Source organism: Streptomyces sp. NEAU-174 (genome assembly GCF_052665095.1).
The window spans coordinates 377,199-392,693 of record NZ_JBQTCE010000011.1; the positions used below are offsets into that span (position 1 = coordinate 377,199).

Annotated in this window: 13 protein-coding genes; 11 read left to right on the top strand and 2 right to left on the bottom strand. The window is 69.6% G+C overall.

The window, feature by feature from the left end:
- Nucleotides 1-39 precede the first annotated feature (39 nt).
- A complete protein-coding gene (locus ACT2CW_RS30610) occupies nt 40-987 on the top strand; it encodes a GlxA family transcriptional regulator (RefSeq protein WP_138913069.1) in 948 nt (315 codons plus the stop codon).
- Between the two features lie 143 nt (nt 988-1,130).
- Nucleotides 1,131-2,129, top strand: coding sequence for a type I glyceraldehyde-3-phosphate dehydrogenase (gene gap / locus ACT2CW_RS30615; RefSeq protein ID WP_330806485.1), 999 nt, complete (start codon nt 1,131-1,133; stop codon nt 2,127-2,129).
- On the opposite strand, the gene ACT2CW_RS30620 is transcribed toward gap, so the two are convergent.
- Nucleotides 2,095-2,337, bottom strand: a complete 243-nt coding sequence (locus ACT2CW_RS30620) for an MmyB family transcriptional regulator (RefSeq protein WP_445518968.1) — start codon at nt 2,335-2,337, stop codon at nt 2,095-2,097. The two genes, gap and ACT2CW_RS30620, sit on opposite strands and share 35 nt — an antisense overlap.
- A 370-nt stretch (nt 2,338-2,707) precedes the next feature.
- Here ACT2CW_RS30620 and ACT2CW_RS30625 point away from each other — a divergent pair, with 370 nt between their 5' ends.
- The 5 genes from ACT2CW_RS30625 (at nt 2,708) to ACT2CW_RS30645 (ending at nt 10,344) form a co-directional block, all read left to right on the top strand.
- On the top strand, nt 2,708-3,877 hold the full coding sequence (locus ACT2CW_RS30625) for an ATP-grasp domain-containing protein (RefSeq protein WP_445518969.1): 1,170 nt from the start codon (nt 2,708-2,710) through the stop codon (nt 3,875-3,877).
- A gap of 260 nt (nt 3,878-4,137) precedes the next feature.
- Nucleotides 4,138-6,876, top strand: coding sequence for an alpha/beta fold hydrolase (locus ACT2CW_RS30630; protein ID WP_445518970.1), 2,739 nt, complete (start codon nt 4,138-4,140; stop codon nt 6,874-6,876).
- Nucleotides 6,877-6,932: 56 nt separating this feature from the next.
- Entirely contained in the window at nt 6,933-7,889 is a 957-nt protein-coding gene (locus ACT2CW_RS30635; protein WP_445519014.1) for an NAD-dependent epimerase/dehydratase family protein, read from the top strand.
- A 22-nt stretch (nt 7,890-7,911) separates the two neighbouring features.
- On the top strand, nt 7,912-9,876 hold the full coding sequence (locus ACT2CW_RS30640; protein WP_445518971.1) for a pyridoxal phosphate-dependent aminotransferase: 1,965 nt from the start codon (nt 7,912-7,914) through the stop codon (nt 9,874-9,876).
- A 30-nt stretch (nt 9,877-9,906) separates the two neighbouring features.
- Nucleotides 9,907-10,344 (top strand): hypothetical protein, encoded by a 438-nt coding sequence (locus ACT2CW_RS30645; RefSeq protein WP_445518972.1) that lies wholly within the window; start codon nt 9,907-9,909, stop codon nt 10,342-10,344.
- Nucleotides 10,345-10,388: 44 nt separating this feature from the next.
- Here ACT2CW_RS30645 and ACT2CW_RS30650 read toward each other — a convergent pair whose 3' ends face one another.
- Nucleotides 10,389-12,170, bottom strand: coding sequence for a carbamoyltransferase family protein (locus tag ACT2CW_RS30650; protein WP_445518973.1), 1,782 nt, complete (start codon nt 12,168-12,170; stop codon nt 10,389-10,391).
- Nucleotides 12,171-12,372: 202 nt separating this feature from the next.
- Between ACT2CW_RS30650 and ACT2CW_RS30655 the strand changes: the two genes are divergently transcribed.
- From ACT2CW_RS30655 to ACT2CW_RS30670, 4 genes are all read left to right on the top strand, one after another.
- The gene (locus ACT2CW_RS30655) at nt 12,373-12,867 is read left to right on the top strand and encodes a GNAT family N-acetyltransferase (protein WP_445518974.1); all 495 of its coding nucleotides are present in this window, start codon (nt 12,373-12,375) and stop codon (nt 12,865-12,867) included.
- Nucleotides 12,868-13,076: 209 nt separating this feature from the next.
- Nucleotides 13,077-14,234, top strand: coding sequence for a 4Fe-4S dicluster domain-containing protein (locus ACT2CW_RS30660; protein WP_445518975.1), 1,158 nt, complete (start codon nt 13,077-13,079; stop codon nt 14,232-14,234).
- Nucleotides 14,231-14,686, top strand: a complete 456-nt coding sequence (locus tag ACT2CW_RS30665; RefSeq protein ID WP_445518976.1) for a cyclic nucleotide-binding domain-containing protein — start codon at nt 14,231-14,233, stop codon at nt 14,684-14,686. The genes ACT2CW_RS30660 and ACT2CW_RS30665 overlap by 4 nt, the downstream gene beginning before the upstream one ends.
- Complete coding sequence (locus ACT2CW_RS30670; RefSeq protein WP_445518977.1) at nt 14,683-15,495, top strand: FAD/NAD(P)-binding protein; 813 nt, start codon at nt 14,683-14,685, stop codon at nt 15,493-15,495. The genes ACT2CW_RS30665 and ACT2CW_RS30670 overlap by 4 nt, the downstream gene beginning before the upstream one ends.

Genomic DNA, 15,495 nt, shown 5'->3' on the forward strand with positions numbered 1-15,495 from the left:
TGCGGGCCCCGTTCGATCGCGGGAAGCCGAAGGAGCCCGATGAGCCGGAAGAACCACCACGTCGTCGTGCTCGTGCTCGACGGTGCGAAGCCACTCGACGTCGGCATCCCCGCGCAGGTGTTCTCCAACCGGCCGAGCATGCCCTACGAGCTGCGGGTGTGCGGTGCCGCGCCCGGGCCGGTGACCGGTGGCGAAGGACTCTCGTACCACGTGGCCGAGGGCCTCGAGGCGTTCGAGCACGCCGACACCATCTTCATCCCCGGCTACCGGGAGCCGGCGACCACGGAACCACCGGCGGCGGTCGTCGGCGCGCTCATGGCCGCCCACGAACGTGGCACCCGGCTCGCGGCCATCTCCACCGGGGCGTTCGCGCTGGCGGCCACGGGCCTGCTCGACGGCAAGCGGGCGACGACCCACTGGCACTACACCAAGGCTCTCGCCGAGCGGCATCCGCTCGTGCGGGTGGACGAGAACGTGCTGTTCGTGGACGAGGGCGACGTGCTCACCTCGGCGGGCGCGGCATCCGGTATCGACCTCTGTCTGCACCTGGTGCGGCGCGACCACGGCGTCGGGCTCTCCAACCATGTGGCGCGACGGCTGGTGGCGGCGCCGTACCGCAGCGGGGGACAGGCGCAGTACGTGCCGCGGAGCGTGCCCGAGCCGCTCGGCGACCTGTTCGCGAGCACGCGGGAGTGGGCCCTGGCGCACCTCGCCGAGCCGCTGACCCTCGAAGCGCTCGCCCGCAACGCGCGGGTGTCCGCGCGCACCTTCTCCCGGCGGTTCGTGGAGGACACCGGCTACACACCGATGCAGTGGGTGCTCCGGGCGCGTGTGGACCTGGCGCGTGAACTGCTCGAACGCACCGATCTGAGTGTGGAGCAGATCGCCGACCGGGTCGGGCTCGGCACCGGCGCCAATCTGCGGCTGCACTTCCACCGCATTCTCGGCACCTCCCCGACGGAGTACCGCCACACCTTCTCGGCCTGAGACCCCCTCCTGAGACCCCCGGGCGCCGTTCGGGTGAAGGGCGTGAATGGCTGTGGCGAGATCCTTGCGTGTGGTGGCGTTCATGCCGCTGTCGGCCGGGGATGCGGATGCCGACGATGGGGGCGGAAACGAAAGGAATCTCCATGACCCGCATCGCCATCAATGGATTCGGCCGCATCGGACGCAACACCCTCCGTGCCCTGCTCGAGCGGGACAGCGAGCTCGAGGTGGTCGCCGTCAACGACCTCACCGCCCCCGAGTCCCTCGCCCATCTGCTCAAGTACGACAGCGCGCTCGGTCCACTCGGCCGCTCCGTCGAGGTCGACGGGACCGACCTCGTCGTCGACGGCCGCCGCGTCAAGGTGCTCGCCGAGCGCGAGCCCGCCGACCTGCCGTGGGCCGAACTCGGCGTCGACATCGTGCTGGAGTCCACCGGCCGCTTCACCGCGGCGGACGCCGCCCGCGCGCACATCCGTGCCGGTGCCCGGCGCGTGCTGGTGAGCGCCCCCTCCGCCGGTGCCGATGTCACGCTGGCCTACGGCGTGAACACCGATGCCTACGACCCCGCCGAGCACGTGATCGTCTCGAACGCCTCGTGCACCACGAACGCGCTGGCCCCGCTGGCGGCCGTACTGGACGACCTGGCCGGTATCGAGCACGGCTTCATGACCACGGTGCACGCATACACCCAGGAGCAGAACCTCCAGGACGGCCCCCACCGCGACCTGCGCCGCGCCCGCGCCGCCGGGGTGAACATCGTGCCCACCACCACCGGGGCCGCCAAGGCCATCGGTCTGGTGCTGCCGAACCTCGACGGCAAGCTGTCGGGCGACTCGATCCGCGTACCGGTGCCGGTGGGCTCGATCGTGGAGCTGAACACCGCGGTCTCCCGGGAGGTCAGCCGTGACGAGGTGCTCGCGGCCTACCGCGCCGCCGCCGACGGCAAGCTCAAGGGCATCCTCGACTACTCCGACGAGCCGCTTGTCTCCAGCGACATCACCCGCCGGCCGGCGTCGTCCATCTTCGACGCCGCCCTCACCCGTGTGGACGGCAAGCACATCAAGGTGGTGGCCTGGTACGACAACGAGTGGGGCTTCTCGAACCGTGTCATCGACACGCTCGAACTGCTCGCGCGTGACTGAGCACGCCGACTGACCGGCTGCGCACGGTGTGGCTTTCCCACAGGCGCGCGAAGTCCGCGCTGTCCTCGGTGAGGGTGTCCACGAGCCCGCGCAGGCGCGGGTTGTCCGGCTCGTAGCCCGCCGCTTGGCGCAGATTCCCCACAGTGGCCTGGGCCGCCCGGTCCCAGCCCTGGTAGAAGGTGCGCCCCGCGGGGTCCGCGAACGCCATGCGCGCCAGGTTGTCCGCGGGGTGGAACGGCGAGTAGAGGGCGTCGGCCAGCGCGTTGGCACCTGCGCGGAGGGGTTGCCTGGGTGCGTCGCACCCAGGCAGGAGGCGACCTGGCCGGCCCGTGGCGCACTGCCCGGTTCCGGTGGTGTGGATTTCTCCATGTAGTGCTATACGAGGCATGACCGGAATGGCGAATAGACTCCATGAGCACGAATGGAATGAGCAATTCCATTCGTGCTCATTGCTTGGCTTGTGACTTGCGTCACAAGCACATCCTCAATGGATCACATTTTCGTATCCATGTGAAACGATGCCTCGGTGCGGCAAATAACTTCTTCAAGTTTTGGCCAGCCGTAACGGGGAGGCGAGAATGCCGACGATGATTGTTATCGGGTACAGAGGCGATCTCGATCAGGCACTACAGCGCCGCGGCATTGATCCTCACTATATTGTCCAGGCGCCGGCGAGCCCGCCGCGGAGTCGGAGATTCACCTGGGTCGCCGACATGGAGAACGCCCAGGAAATCTTCCGAGCAGTGCTGTCCGCGGACATTGACGATGTGGCCGGGGTGCTGAGCGTCCATGAAATGGGCGTATTCGGGGCAACCTACTTACGGCAGCAGCTGAACCTTCCCGGGAATGCCGATTCCAGGACGGCTCTCCACTTCCGGGACAAGTACCTCCAGAAGAGCATGCTGCCGCCCCAGGTCAGGCGAGCGCGCTGCCGCCATGTGCCCGTGGGCACATCGTTCACGGAGCTCGCCGACGACCTGGGAGAGGTCTTCGTGGTCAAGCCGGCGACCGGGGCCGGTGCTCTCCGTACGAACATCGTCCGCACCCCGGAGGAGTACGCACAGGCCCTGACGCCCTTCACCGGCCAGTCGGATGTCGAGATCGTCGCCGAGTCCTTCGTGGACGCTCCGGAGGTCTATCTCGACGGCGTCTGGGAAAAGGGAGACCTGCAATGGTCGTCCATGAGCGGCTATCACACCTCACCGCTCAGGGCCGTACAGGGCGGCGTCCTGTCCGCGTATGTCCTGGACCGGAGGCGGCATTCCGTCTTGTTCGACGAGATGGAGACGCTCGCCGGGCAGGCGCTCACCAGCCTGAACGCGCCCGATTGCGTATTCCATATGGAAGCGTTCACGACGGAAGAAGGGCTGACCTTCGGCGAGTGCGCCATCCGCTTACCCGGGGCGCTGTCCCCTCAAGTCAATCAGCTGACATACGGCGTCGACCTCTTTGACGTCGAAATCAGTCTGGCGCTGGGGGAGGGGGCGTCTCGGGCCCTGGGCGACCGGCGCACGCCGGAGCGCTTCCACGGATACATTCTGCTGCGCCGCTCCAACGGGTGCGATGTGACCCAGAGCGACTTCGAGCGGAACTTCCTTTTCGATGAGATCGTCTACGACTCATCGCCCGATGCGCCGGTCGGGCCGTACGGCCGTGTGGGACAGGCCGTCGTCTCCGACCCGGATGAGCTGAAACTGCGGAAGACGATCGAGGACATCGTGCGATTCAACGAGGTCGGATCCACCTGATCTGACGGCCGGTCCGACCGGGCCGACGGCCCGGGACGCCCTGGCCCGGACCCGCCGACACCGTCGCGTCACCTCGATCACATGTGCCGCGGGCGCCGAGCCCCGCCCGCCCCAGCCGCGTCCAGCCGCGCCCCCACGATGCGCACCACCGCCGACGCCGATGCCAGAGCCCGGCCCTGGTGCCCTTCCCGAGCGCGGCGGCGCGCCCCCAGCTCCGCTCGCCATGGTTTTCCGTCCCTTCTGATCGGAGGACTTCCCCCATGCCGGATCAACGTCATGTTTCGACACTTCCGCAGCTGCTCGAGCGCGCGGCCCACGACACGACTCAAGGCATCGCGTTCATCGGCGGCCCGTTCCTCTCCTACGCCGAGCTGCGGGAGTGCGCCTGCCGCATCGCGCAAGGGCTGCGGGAGCGCGGCACCGCCCCCGGCGACCGGGTGCTCATCGCGGCCAGTGATCCGGAGATCTTCTTCCGCGCCTTCTGGGGATGCGTACTCACCGGTGCCGTGCCGTGCCCGGTGGCGCCGCCGGCCGACCCTTCCCGGTGGCGTGCCCAACTGGAGCATCTGCGCACGCTTCTGGGCGATCCGTTGGTGATCGTGTCCAAGACGGCTCATGGAGAGCTGCCCGATGTCGGGCTGCGGTCCGTGACGGTCGAGGAGCTGAGCCATGCCGCGGCCGAGCCCGATCAGCTCCATGTGCCCGCGCCGGACGATCTCGTCCTGCTGATGCTCACCTCCGGATCCACCGGATCGAGCAAGGCGGTCATGCTCACTCACGCCAATCTGCTGGCGGCGCAGGCCGGCAAGGCGGGGGCACTGGAACTCGGGCCCGACGACACCTCGTTGAACTGGATCTCGGTCGATCACATCGCCGCGATCGAGGCGCATCTGCTGCCGATGTTCAACGGCGCCGCCCAGGTCATGACGGTGCCGGCCACCGTGCTGGCGGACCCCGTGGAGTTCCTCAGGCTGCTCACGGCCCATCGGGTGAGAGTGACGTTCACCCCCAACTTCCTCTTCGGGCAGATCAACCAGGCACTCGCCGGGCGGCCGGTATCGCGGCAGGAGGTGGACCTGTCACAGGTGCGGCACATCATCTCCGGCGGTGAGGCCACCGTGACCGCCACCGTACGGGCGTTCCTGGACACGCTCGCGCCCTACGGGTTGCGCGGGGATGTGGTCGTGCCCGCGTTCGGGATGACCGAGACCTGCGCGGGCAGCGTGTTCAACCGCGACTTCGCCATCCGCGACCTGGAGACGGAGTTCCCGCCGCTGGGCCGCCCGGTGCGTGGTCTGCGGATTCGCATCACCGACGACGATGGTACGGTGCTGGCCTCCACCGACCGGCCCGTAGCGGCCGAGCCGGGGGAGGTGCAGCTGCACGGCCCGATGGTCGCGGGCGGCTACTTCGGCGATGAGCGGGCCACCGCGCAGGCGTTCACCGCCGACGGCTGGTTCCGCACCGGAGACCTGGGCCACCTCGGCTCCGACGGCCGGTTGACGCTGGTCGGCCGCACCAAGGACTCCATCATCGTCAGCGGTGTCAACTACCACAGCCACGACCTGGAAGCGGTGCTGGACGAGCTGGACGGGGTGAAGCGCGGCCATGTCGCCGCGTTCCCGATACGGCCCGAGGGCGCCGACACCGAACAGCTCGCCATCGCGTTCGTCCCGGCGGGCGACCCCGCCGACGAGACCGCGGTGTACCGGGCCATCGTGGCGATCCGCAGCTCCACGGTGATGCACTGGGGGTTCCGCCCCCAGTTGATCCTCCCCGTCGCCGAGGACGAGCTCCCCCGTGGCAACCTCGGCAAGATCCAGCGGTCACGGCTGCGCGCGGCCGTCGAGAACGGAGCTCTGGACGAGGCCGCCCGCCGGTCGGACGAGATCAGCACCCGGTTCCTCGGCGGCCATGTGGCGCCGGAGGGCGAGGTGGAGACCGCACTGGCCGAGATCTACGCCCGCGTCCTGGACACCAGGGCGGTGTCGGCCACCGCCAGTTTCTTCGACCTGGGCGGTACCTCGCTGGACGTACTGCGGCTGAAGCTGGAGATCCAGGCCGCGTTCGGCATCGAGGACGTGCCGATGTCCACGCTCCTCCAGGCCCCGACCGTACGAGCGCTGGGCGGCCGCCTGACCGCCGGGCAGGGCGCCGGCGGGGACGCCACCTACGATCCGCTGGTGCCGCTCCAGATCACCGGCGACGGGACGCCGCTCTTCTGCGTCCACCCCGGTCTGGGGGAGGTGCTGGTATTCGTCAATCTCGCCAAGTACTTCACCGGCGAGCGGCCGTTCTACGCGCTGCGGGCCCGGGGATTCGGGCAGGGGGAGACCCACTTCGGGTCGTTCGACGACATGGTGTCCACCTACGTCGAGGCCATCCGGCGGGCGCAGCCCAGCGGCCCCTACGCCGTCGCGGGGTACTCCTACGGCGGGGCGGTGGCATTCGAGATCGCCAAGCGGCTGGAAGCCGACGGCGACAAGGTCGACTTCGTGGGCGTCTTCAACCTGCCACCGCGGATCTCCGACCGCATGAACGAGATCACCTTCACCGATGGCGCGATCAATCTGGCGCTGTTCCTCGAACTCATCGATCCCACCGACATCGAGCGGCTGACCGCCACCCTCCGGCCGCTGCCCGAGGCCGATCAGCTGGCCCATCTGATCGACCACGCCCCGAAGCGCCGGCTGACCGAACTCGACCTCACCCTCGAACGGTTCGCCGACTGGGTGCACCTCGCACAGAGCATGGTGCACCTGGGCCGTACCTACGAACCGTCGGGTTCGGTCGGGCGGGTGAAGGTCTTCTACTGCACTCCGCTGCGCGGCACCAAGGAGGAGTGGCTGGACCACCAGCTCAGCCACTGGGACGAGTTCACCCGGGACACCAACACCTATATCGAGGTCGACGGGGAGCACTACACCCTGATGAGCCCGCAGCATGTGCACACCTTCCAGGCGACCCTGCGGCACGAACTGGCCCGGGCGCTCGGCTGAGGACCGGCGAAGGCAACCGCTGACACCACCAGGAGCCGCCGATCATGCAAGGCGACATGCAAGGCAAGAAGATACTCATCACCGGGGGGACCGGGCAGGTCGCGAGGCCCGTCGCCGAAGCGCTCGCCGTCGGCAACGAGGTGTGGTGCCTGGGCCGGTTCGGCGATCCACGCGCCCGCGAGGCGCTGGAGGAAGCGGGCGCCCACACCGCCGTCTGGGACATGGCCACCGACGACCTGGAGGGCCTGCCGCGCGACTTCACCCATGTGCTGCACTCCGCGGTGCACCGGGGCGACGGCAAGGACTTCGAGGACACCGCGCGCGTCAACGCGGTCGGCACCGCACGGCTGATGACCCACTGCTCCGCCGCCGAGTCGTTCCTGTACGTCTCGTCCGGTGTCGTCTACAACCGCGCCGACCGGACCCATCGCTACCGGGAGAGCGATCCGCTGGGCGGGGCCGCGCCATGGCTGCCGACCTACCCCGTCGCCAAGATCACCGCCGAAGGGGTGGCACGCGGCCTGGCCGAGACACTCGGGCTGCCGACGGTCATCGCCCGCCTCAACATCGCCTACGGCCCGTACGGCCACGGCGGCGTGCCCATGATCCTGTTCAACCAGATGCGCAAGGGGCAGCCCTGCGCGGTGCCCCGCGAGGGCCAGAACTACTGCAATCTGCTGCACACCGATGACGTCGTGCGCCAGGTGCCGCTGCTGTGGGACGTGGCGCGGACGCCCGCGCGGGTCGTGAACTGGGGCGGGGACGAGGAGGTCGGCTTCACCGATCTGCTGGAGTACCTGTCCGCGCTCACCGGAGTGCCGCTGCGGCTGGACCGCGGCGACCACAGCCGGGAAACGGCCATCTTCGACCACGACATCCGCCGTGGCCTGATCGGCGACTGCGCCATCGGCTGGCGGGCCGGTATCGCCCGCACCGTGGCCGACCTGTACGAGGAGTACCGCGACCGCGTCGACGCGTACCTGGACGCGCACGGAGCCGGAACACCCCAGTGACCACGAGGAGTGGAGAACGAGCATGCGCAGGTCCGCAGATATCGACGCGCTTCAGCAGGTGCTGTCCGCCGCCCTCGGGTCCCCGGACCCGGTGTGCGCCTTGGCCCGGCTGGACCAGGGCACGGGCGCGTTCGCCGCCCTGGACACCACGGTGCTCGAGCGCCCCACCCTCGTGGGCGGCGGGTCCCCGTACCACCCGACCAGCCCCGCCCCCACCCGCCACGCCCTCGATGAACTGGTCCGCCGCGCCGAGACACTGGGCGTGCCCCAGATCCTGGTGCCCAACGTGCGCCGCTGCGACGACACCGGCGCGCTGCGGGCGGCAGGGCTCGTTCCGATCGCCACCGAGAGCGAGTGTGTCGTCCGGCTGACCGGGGAGGTGGACGAGGTCCTGCGCACCCGCGTCGGCGCCGAGCGACTCGACGACCTCCGCCGCCGCGACCGCGAGATCTCCGCCGAGGTGACCTGGGAGCGGATCCCGCTGAGCGAGCTCGACGGAAGCCCCTGGGCGCGAGACGCCTTCGTCACGCTCCACCGGCGTCAGGCCGAACGCCACGGCGGCCACGACAACCTGTACAACGCCGAAGCCCTCGACGCCCTGGCCCACGGCCCGCTGGCAAAACGTACCGAGATGCTCATACACCGCGAACAGGGTGCCGTGGTCCAGGCGGGGCTCCTCACCACGTCCCACAACGGCCGCGGGATCTACTCCCTCGCACAGGCCATTGACCACGACGACCCCGCCGCACGGGACGACCTCTTCGCCGCGTCCATGTACCGGCTGTACCTCCACGCCCGGCGCTCCGGCCTGGAGTGGGTCCACCTCGGCCGGGGGGACATCCCGCGTATGCGCCGCCTCGGAGCCGATCTGTTCGTGCCCCTCGACCACTGGCTGCGCGCCCCCGGCCTCGCCTCCCCGGAGGCGGCAGCGGAACACCCGCTGTCGGAGTACGCGGCTCCCCCCGTCACGGGGGTGCCGGTCCCCGGCCCGGCCCGCTTCCGCCAGGTGCCGCGGTTCGACACGATCGACCTGTCCAGCAACACCAATCCGTTCCTGGGCGCCGCGGGAGAGTACCCCCACCTCGACACGACGGAGCTGGCCGACACCTACCTGGCCACGATCGCGACCTTGCCCGGCCACGAGGGCGTGGCCGCGCTCAGCGCGGACCACCTGCTGTTCAGCAGTGGCTCGGTGGACGGCGTCATGCTGCTCCTGGCGGCGCTGGCGTCACCCGGCGAGCGCGTCTGCGTCACGCCGCCCACCTTCCCGCTCTACGGCCACTTCGCCCACCTCCTGCGCCTGCCCGTCGTCGAGGTGCCGCTGCACGGCGACGACCTGTCCCGGCTCGACACCGAGCGCATCCTGGCCGCCGATCCACGGGTGACCATCCTGTGCGACCCCAACAACCCCGCCGGGACGAGGCTCGACCCGGAACAGGTCCACGAGCTGGTGGTGCGCGGCCGTGGGCTGGTGGTGATCGACGAAGCCTATGTCGAGTTCAGCGAGCAGCCCTCGTACGCCCGGCTGATCGCCCGGCACGACAACCTCATCGTGCTCAGAACGCTCTCCAAGGCATGGGGACTCGCCGGCGCGCGCTGCGGAATCGCCCTGGCCCAGCCCGGCATCATCGAAGCGCTGCGCCGGGTGCAGGTGCCCTTCGGGTTCACCAACGCCTCCCAGCACGCCGTGCGGGACCGGCTGACCGATGTGCGGCGGGTGGTCGCGGGCATCCGCCGCATCCGCGCCGAGCGTGACCGGATGGCCGCCGCGCTGACCGGGCATCCCGCGGTGGCCCGGGTGTTCCCCTCGGAGACCAACTTCCTCTTCGTCCGACTGCACAAGCACGAGCGCGTGATGGACCAGCTCCGGGGCGCAGGCATCGTCGTCGCCGACACCGGGCGGGTGGTCCCGGACACCTGTCGTATCACCATCGGCGACCGGCGCGCGAACACCGCACTGCTCGAAGCGCTCTCCGCCGCCCTGTGAGCCGTATCGTTCAGCGAAAGGACACCGCTCGTGGGTAAAGATTCCCGCTCCGATATCCCGCTGTCCAGCACCGTCGTCGCAGAAGGTTATGACCGCTGGAGCCCGCAGCTGCACAAGGAATTCGACACCAACGCCCATCATGGGTGGATAGGCCAGACGCTGGTGAAAGAGACCGATTCCCTGCGCATCTGGGAGACCCACCTTCGGCCGGGAGAGCGAATTCCCGTCCACCGGCATGTGCTGGACTACTTCTGGATAGCTCTCACAAACGGCCGGGCCCGCCAGCACTCGAGCGATGGCACCACGCACGAGATCTCTTATGCCCGCGGACAGTCCCGGCATTTCCGCTGCCCCGCGGGGCGATATCACCTTCATGACCTGAAGAACATCGGCGATGACGTTCTGTCGTTTCTGACCATCGAGACAAAGGACGGGCCGAACGAGCCCATTCAGCTTCCCAAGGATTGAGGACTGCCGGCCCGCGGGGCGCATACGCCCCGCGGGCCGGCGGCTCAGCTCCCCTTCTTGGTGATCACGAACCGGTCGATGACCAGATAGTCGATCTCGGTGGCGAGGAAGCACTCCAACGCGTCCCGCGGCGAGCAGACGATGGGCTCACCGGCCACGTTGAAGGACGTGTTGAGCAGGCAGGGCACATCCGTCCGGGCCGTGAAGGCGCGCAACAGCCGGGCGAGCGCGGGGTTCTGCCGCTCGTTCACCGTCTGGGCCCGCGCGGTGCCGTCCACGTGGCAGGCGCCGGGGATCCGCTCCTGGTACTCCTTCCGCACCGGAAAGACGAAGGTCATATACGGGGACGAGGTCTTCTTGCCCATCGAGAAGACGCGCGGGGCCTCCGATTCGAGGATGACGGGCGCGAACGGCCGGAAGGGCTCGCGGTGTTTCACCCGGAGGTTGATGATGTCCTTGATGTCGGGGAAGGCCGGGTTGGCGAGGATGCTGCGGTTGCCCAGGGCGCGCGGCCCGAACTCGGTCCGGCCCTGGAACCAGCCCACGACGTTCTTCCCGGCCAGCAGCTCCGCCGTCCGGTCGGCGATCGAGGCGGCGTCGGGCTCCTCCCGCCACTCGACGCGGTCCGCGTACTCCGCGAGCGCGTCCTGGACCTGCCCCTCGTCGTACGAAGGGCCCAGGTAGGGGGTGGTGACCGCGTCGGCGGGCCGATTCCTGAGCCCGGCGGCGTACACGGCCGCGCCAATGGCGACCCCGGGATCGCTGGCCCCGAAGCTGACCTCCATACCGGTGAACGGCGACCTCTCCAGCATCTTGGTGTTGGCCACGCAGTTCAGCGCCAGCCCACCCTCGAAGAGCAGGGTGTCCAGGCCGGACGCCGCGGTCAGCGCCCGCACCTGATGCGCGGTGACGGCCTCGACCATGTGCTGTGCCAGCCCGGCGACCTTGACGCGGAAGTCGAACTGCTCACGCTTCTCGCTGTCGCCGCCGAACAGCTCGTCGAACAGCGCGTAGTAGGCCGATATGTCCCGGGGGATGGAGATGGTGTACGAGCCGTTCTCGTGCAGCCGCACAACGCGTTCGAGCAGCGGATTGTGCCGCGGCGGCGGGCCGTACGCGGCCAGGCCCATCACCTTGTACTCGTCGTTGTTCGGTACGAAGCCCAGATAGCGGGTGATCCGCCCGAACGCCACCCCGAGCGAGCTGGTCATGGGAACCGCGCTCTCGTCGAACTGGCGGACCACACCGTTCCGCAACTCGCCCATGACCGAGGACAGGGTCTCCGCCCGGCCGTCGCTCACCAGGAAGGCGGCGTCGCCCCCGCCGGCCAGGTAGGCGCCGCACATGAGATGGGCCAGATGATGGGGCACCAGGGCGAGCTTGTTGGGATCCAGCTCATGGCCGGTGCGCTCGACGAAGTCCTGGTACACCGCGTCCGGGCTGAGCATGCCGGTGTAGAGCTCACCCATGCTGCGCAGGGCGTCGAACTTGGCCGCGACCGGCAGGTCGGAGTCGCATATCCCCGAAATCATCTCCTCGGCGACCGCCGACGAAAACCGCCAGGGGAAAGCGAAAACGTCGACCTGGTCGAGGTCGACACCGGCGGAGTTCAGACACCAGGTGATTGCGTGCGCCGGGAAATCGGAGGTCTTCTTGACCCGGCTCAGCCGCTCCTCCTCGACCGCCGCCACCACCTCTCCGTCGATCACCAGAGCCGCCGCGGCGTCATGACCCACCAAGAGATTACGGCCGACACCAGTCGCCCCGTAGAGACGCCCGAAAAGCTCCGCACCTCTGCTGAATCCGTTGTAACCGAGTACGATCACTGGCTCTCAGCCTCCCAAGCACGACAGTATCGGCGGGAGAACAGGCTACTCGGGCCGGATACTTGAGGGATAGGCATGATGCACCAGCAGATTGTGGATTTCCTTCGGCGGGGATACGGCATACCGGGGAGAATTCCGCACCGAATGCCCGGCGGGCCCGGACCGCGGCCGGGCGCGGCCTTCGTTACGTATACTTTTGGGCATGTTGAGGTTGGAACGGCTCCGGGCCGACCACGCGCCCGCCCTGCTGGCCTTCGAGCGGGAGAACCGGGAGTACTTCGCCCGGTCGGTCTCGGACCGGGGGGACGCCTACTTCGAGGAGTTCGCGTCCATGCTCCGCGCCCGGCTCGCCGAGCAGGACGCCGGTGTGTGTCACTTCCATGTCGTCGTGGACGACCAGGGGGAGTTGGTCGGCCGCGTCAACCTCGTGGACGTCGAGGAAGGGGACGCCGAACTCGGCTACCGGATCGGCGAGCGCGCCGCGGGCCGGGGGATGGCGACCGCCGCGGTGGAAGAGGTGTGCCGGCTGTCCGCCACGGCGTACCGGCTCTCCACCCTCACCGCCTACACCACCCTCGACAACGTGGCCTCCATGACCGTGCTCGGCCGCAATGGATTCACCGTCGTGGCGGACGCCACCGTCGGCGGACGCCCCGGCCTGCGCTACCGTCGCCTGCTCGGCACGGAGCCCGGCTGACGCCGGTGATGTGCACCCGCCGGGTGCCGTGCTTCCGGCAGTGGTGGTGGCCCGTCCGGGACGCGGCGAGGAGTGGCTGATACGCCCACACAGCGGCGGCGCCCCGCGCATTCGGCCGATCACGGCCGTGTCGGGGCCGGAATTCCCGCACTCAGGACGGGATGTGTGCACACATGGCCTTTGTTGTCGGGCGATGACCGAGGTGGGCAGTGGTGAGTGCGTCGACGCTTCCTTCGGCCGAGGGAGCCGTGATCGGCCCGGATGGGTTGACCGCTCTGGTCGATGTTCTGCGGGCACGCGGTTACACGGTGGTGGGACCCACCGTGCGGGACGGTGCCATTGTTTTGCAGGAGCTGGAATCCGCCGCTCAGCTGCCGTACGGATGGGGTGTGGACCTCGAGGCCGGGCAGTACCGGCTGCGGTCGCGTACGGATGGCGCGGCCTTCGCCAACGCGGCCGGTCCGCAGTCGTGGAAGACGTTTCTGCACCCCGCCCGGGTACGCCAGTGGACGGCGGAACGCGCGGGCGGAGAGCTGGTCATCGAGGCGGACGACACCACCCCTCCTCGCTTCGCGTTCCTCGGCGTCCGCTCCTGCGATCTGCGGGCCATCGCCGTCCAGGACCGGATCCTCACCGCCGGGCCGCACTCCGACCCGGTCTACCGGGGCAGGAGGACCGGGGCGTTTCTGGTGGCGGTCGAGTGCACCGAGCCCGGGGGCACCTGCTTCTGCGTCTCGATGGGCACCGGTCCCGCCGCCGGGCCCGGGTACGACCTGGTGGTGACCGAGCTGGTCGACGACGAGGGACACCGGTTCTGGATCCGCGCCGGCAGCCCGGAGGGAGCCGAGATCCTCGCGGAGCTGCCCGGCGAGCCGGCCTCGGAGGCCGTCGCTCGGGCCGCCACGGGCGCCGTCGCGTCCGCCGCCGAGCGGATGGGCCGCACGATGCCGGACACCGACATGCGGCGGCTGATGGCGGAAACGCTGGAGGCGCCCCGCTGGGACGACGTCGCCGCGCGGTGCCTGACCTGCGGCAACTGCACCATGGTGTGCCCCACCTGCTTCTGCACCACCACCGAGGACGTCACCGACCTGACCGGGGACCACGCCGAGCGCTGGCGAGTCTGGGACGTCTGCTTCGACCTGGACTTCTCCTATCTGCCGGGCGGTCCCGTCCGCGCCTCGCCGCGCAGCCGCTACCGGCAGTGGCTCACCCACAAACTGGGCACCTGGTACGACCAGTTCGGGTCATCCGGGTGTGTGGGATGTGGCCGGTGCATCGTCTGGTGTCCGGTCGCCATCGACATCACCGAGGAGGCCGCGGCCCTGTACGACTGGACCCGGCGTGCGGAGGACGAGCCACGATGACCGGGGTACCGCTGCTGCTGGACACCCTTCCGCAGGTGCAGCGCGACCGGCTGTTCACGCTCGCCGACGAGCGGGACTTCCGCGCGGGCAGCACCCTGTTCGACGAGGGCGATGTCGCCGACCGGTTCTGGCTGATCCGTTCCGGCGAGGTCGCCCTGGATGTGTACGTTCCCGGGCGCCGGGCCCAGGTGGTGGAAACCCTGGGGCCGCGGCAGCAGCTCGGATGGTCGTGGATCTTCCCGCCGTACCGCTGGCATCTGGGCGCCCGAGCGTTGGGGCCCGTGCGGACCTGGGAGTTTCCCGCGGCCGAGGTACGTGAGCTGTGCATGGCCGACACGGAGCTCGGATACGAGCTGATGCTGCGGTGCGCGGCGCTGATCGCCGATCGGCTCCAGGCCACCCGGTTGCGGTTGCTCGACCTGTATACGCCGCACGGAAGCGTCCCGTCGTGACCACCGTGCCCCTGCCGTACCGGGTGACCGCCGTTTCGGCGGAGACCGCGGACTGTGTGTCGCTGGAGGTGACACCGGTGGGGCGGGCGCTGCCGGAGTTCTCGCCGGGTCGGTTCGCCATGATGTACGCCTTCGGCGTCGGGGAGGTGCCGATCTCGGTCAGCGCGACCGGTGACGCCCACCGTCTGGTGCACACCGTCCGCGCGATCGGCGCGGTCACCGGCGCGCTGTGCCGGCTCAGGGCGGGGGACGTGATCGGCCTGCGGGGCCCCTACGGCACCGGCTGGGACCTCGACGCGGCGGCCGGGTCGGACGTCCTGGTGGTCGCCGGCGGCATCGGGCTCGCCCCGCTGCGCCCGGTGGTGCGCCATGTGCTCGGCCACCCCGGGCACTACGGCAGCCTTCAGGTGCTGATCGGGGCCCGTACGCCCGAGGATCTGCTCTACGGGGCGGAACCGGAGCACTGGCGGCGCGCATCGGCCCAGGTGGAGGTGACCGTCGACCGGCCCGGCCCCGGTTGGCATGGCAGCGTGGGCGTGGTCACCGCCCTGCTGGACCGGGTCGACTGGCGCCTGGACCGGACCGCCGCGCTGCTCTGCGGCCCCGAGGTGATGATCCGGCACACTGCCCGGGCGCTGCTCGCCCGCGGCCTGCCCGCGCGTCGGATCCAGGTGTCACTGGAACGGAACATGCGCTGCGGCACCGGCCACTGCGGCCACTGCCAGCTCGGGCCGCTGCTGCTGTGCCGGGACGGCCCGGTGGTCGGCTACGACCGTGCCCGGCCCCTGCTCGCCGTCAGGGAGCTGTGA

Bases quoted from the DNA above. Each gene is read 5' to 3' on its own strand.
- ACT2CW_RS30620 (WP_445518968.1), bottom strand. From the start codon at position 2,337: ATGGCGTTCGCGGACCCCGCGGGGCGCACCTTCTACCAGGGCTGGGAC.
- ACT2CW_RS30625 (WP_445518969.1), top strand. From the start codon at position 2,708: ATGCCGACGATGATTGTTATCGGGTACAGAGGCGATCTCGATCAGGCA.
- ACT2CW_RS30610 (WP_138913069.1), top strand. From the start codon at position 40: ATGAGCCGGAAGAACCACCACGTCGTCGTGCTCGTGCTCGACGGTGCG.
- gap (WP_330806485.1), top strand. From the start codon at position 1,131: ATGACCCGCATCGCCATCAATGGATTCGGCCGCATCGGACGCAACACC.
- ACT2CW_RS30635 (WP_445519014.1), top strand. From the start codon at position 6,933: ATGCAAGGCAAGAAGATACTCATCACCGGGGGGACCGGGCAGGTCGCG.
- ACT2CW_RS30655 (WP_445518974.1), top strand. From the start codon at position 12,373: ATGTTGAGGTTGGAACGGCTCCGGGCCGACCACGCGCCCGCCCTGCTG.
- ACT2CW_RS30630 (WP_445518970.1), top strand. From the start codon at position 4,138: ATGCCGGATCAACGTCATGTTTCGACACTTCCGCAGCTGCTCGAGCGC.
- ACT2CW_RS30640 (WP_445518971.1), top strand. From the start codon at position 7,912: ATGCGCAGGTCCGCAGATATCGACGCGCTTCAGCAGGTGCTGTCCGCC.
- ACT2CW_RS30665 (WP_445518976.1), top strand. From the start codon at position 14,231: ATGACCGGGGTACCGCTGCTGCTGGACACCCTTCCGCAGGTGCAGCGC.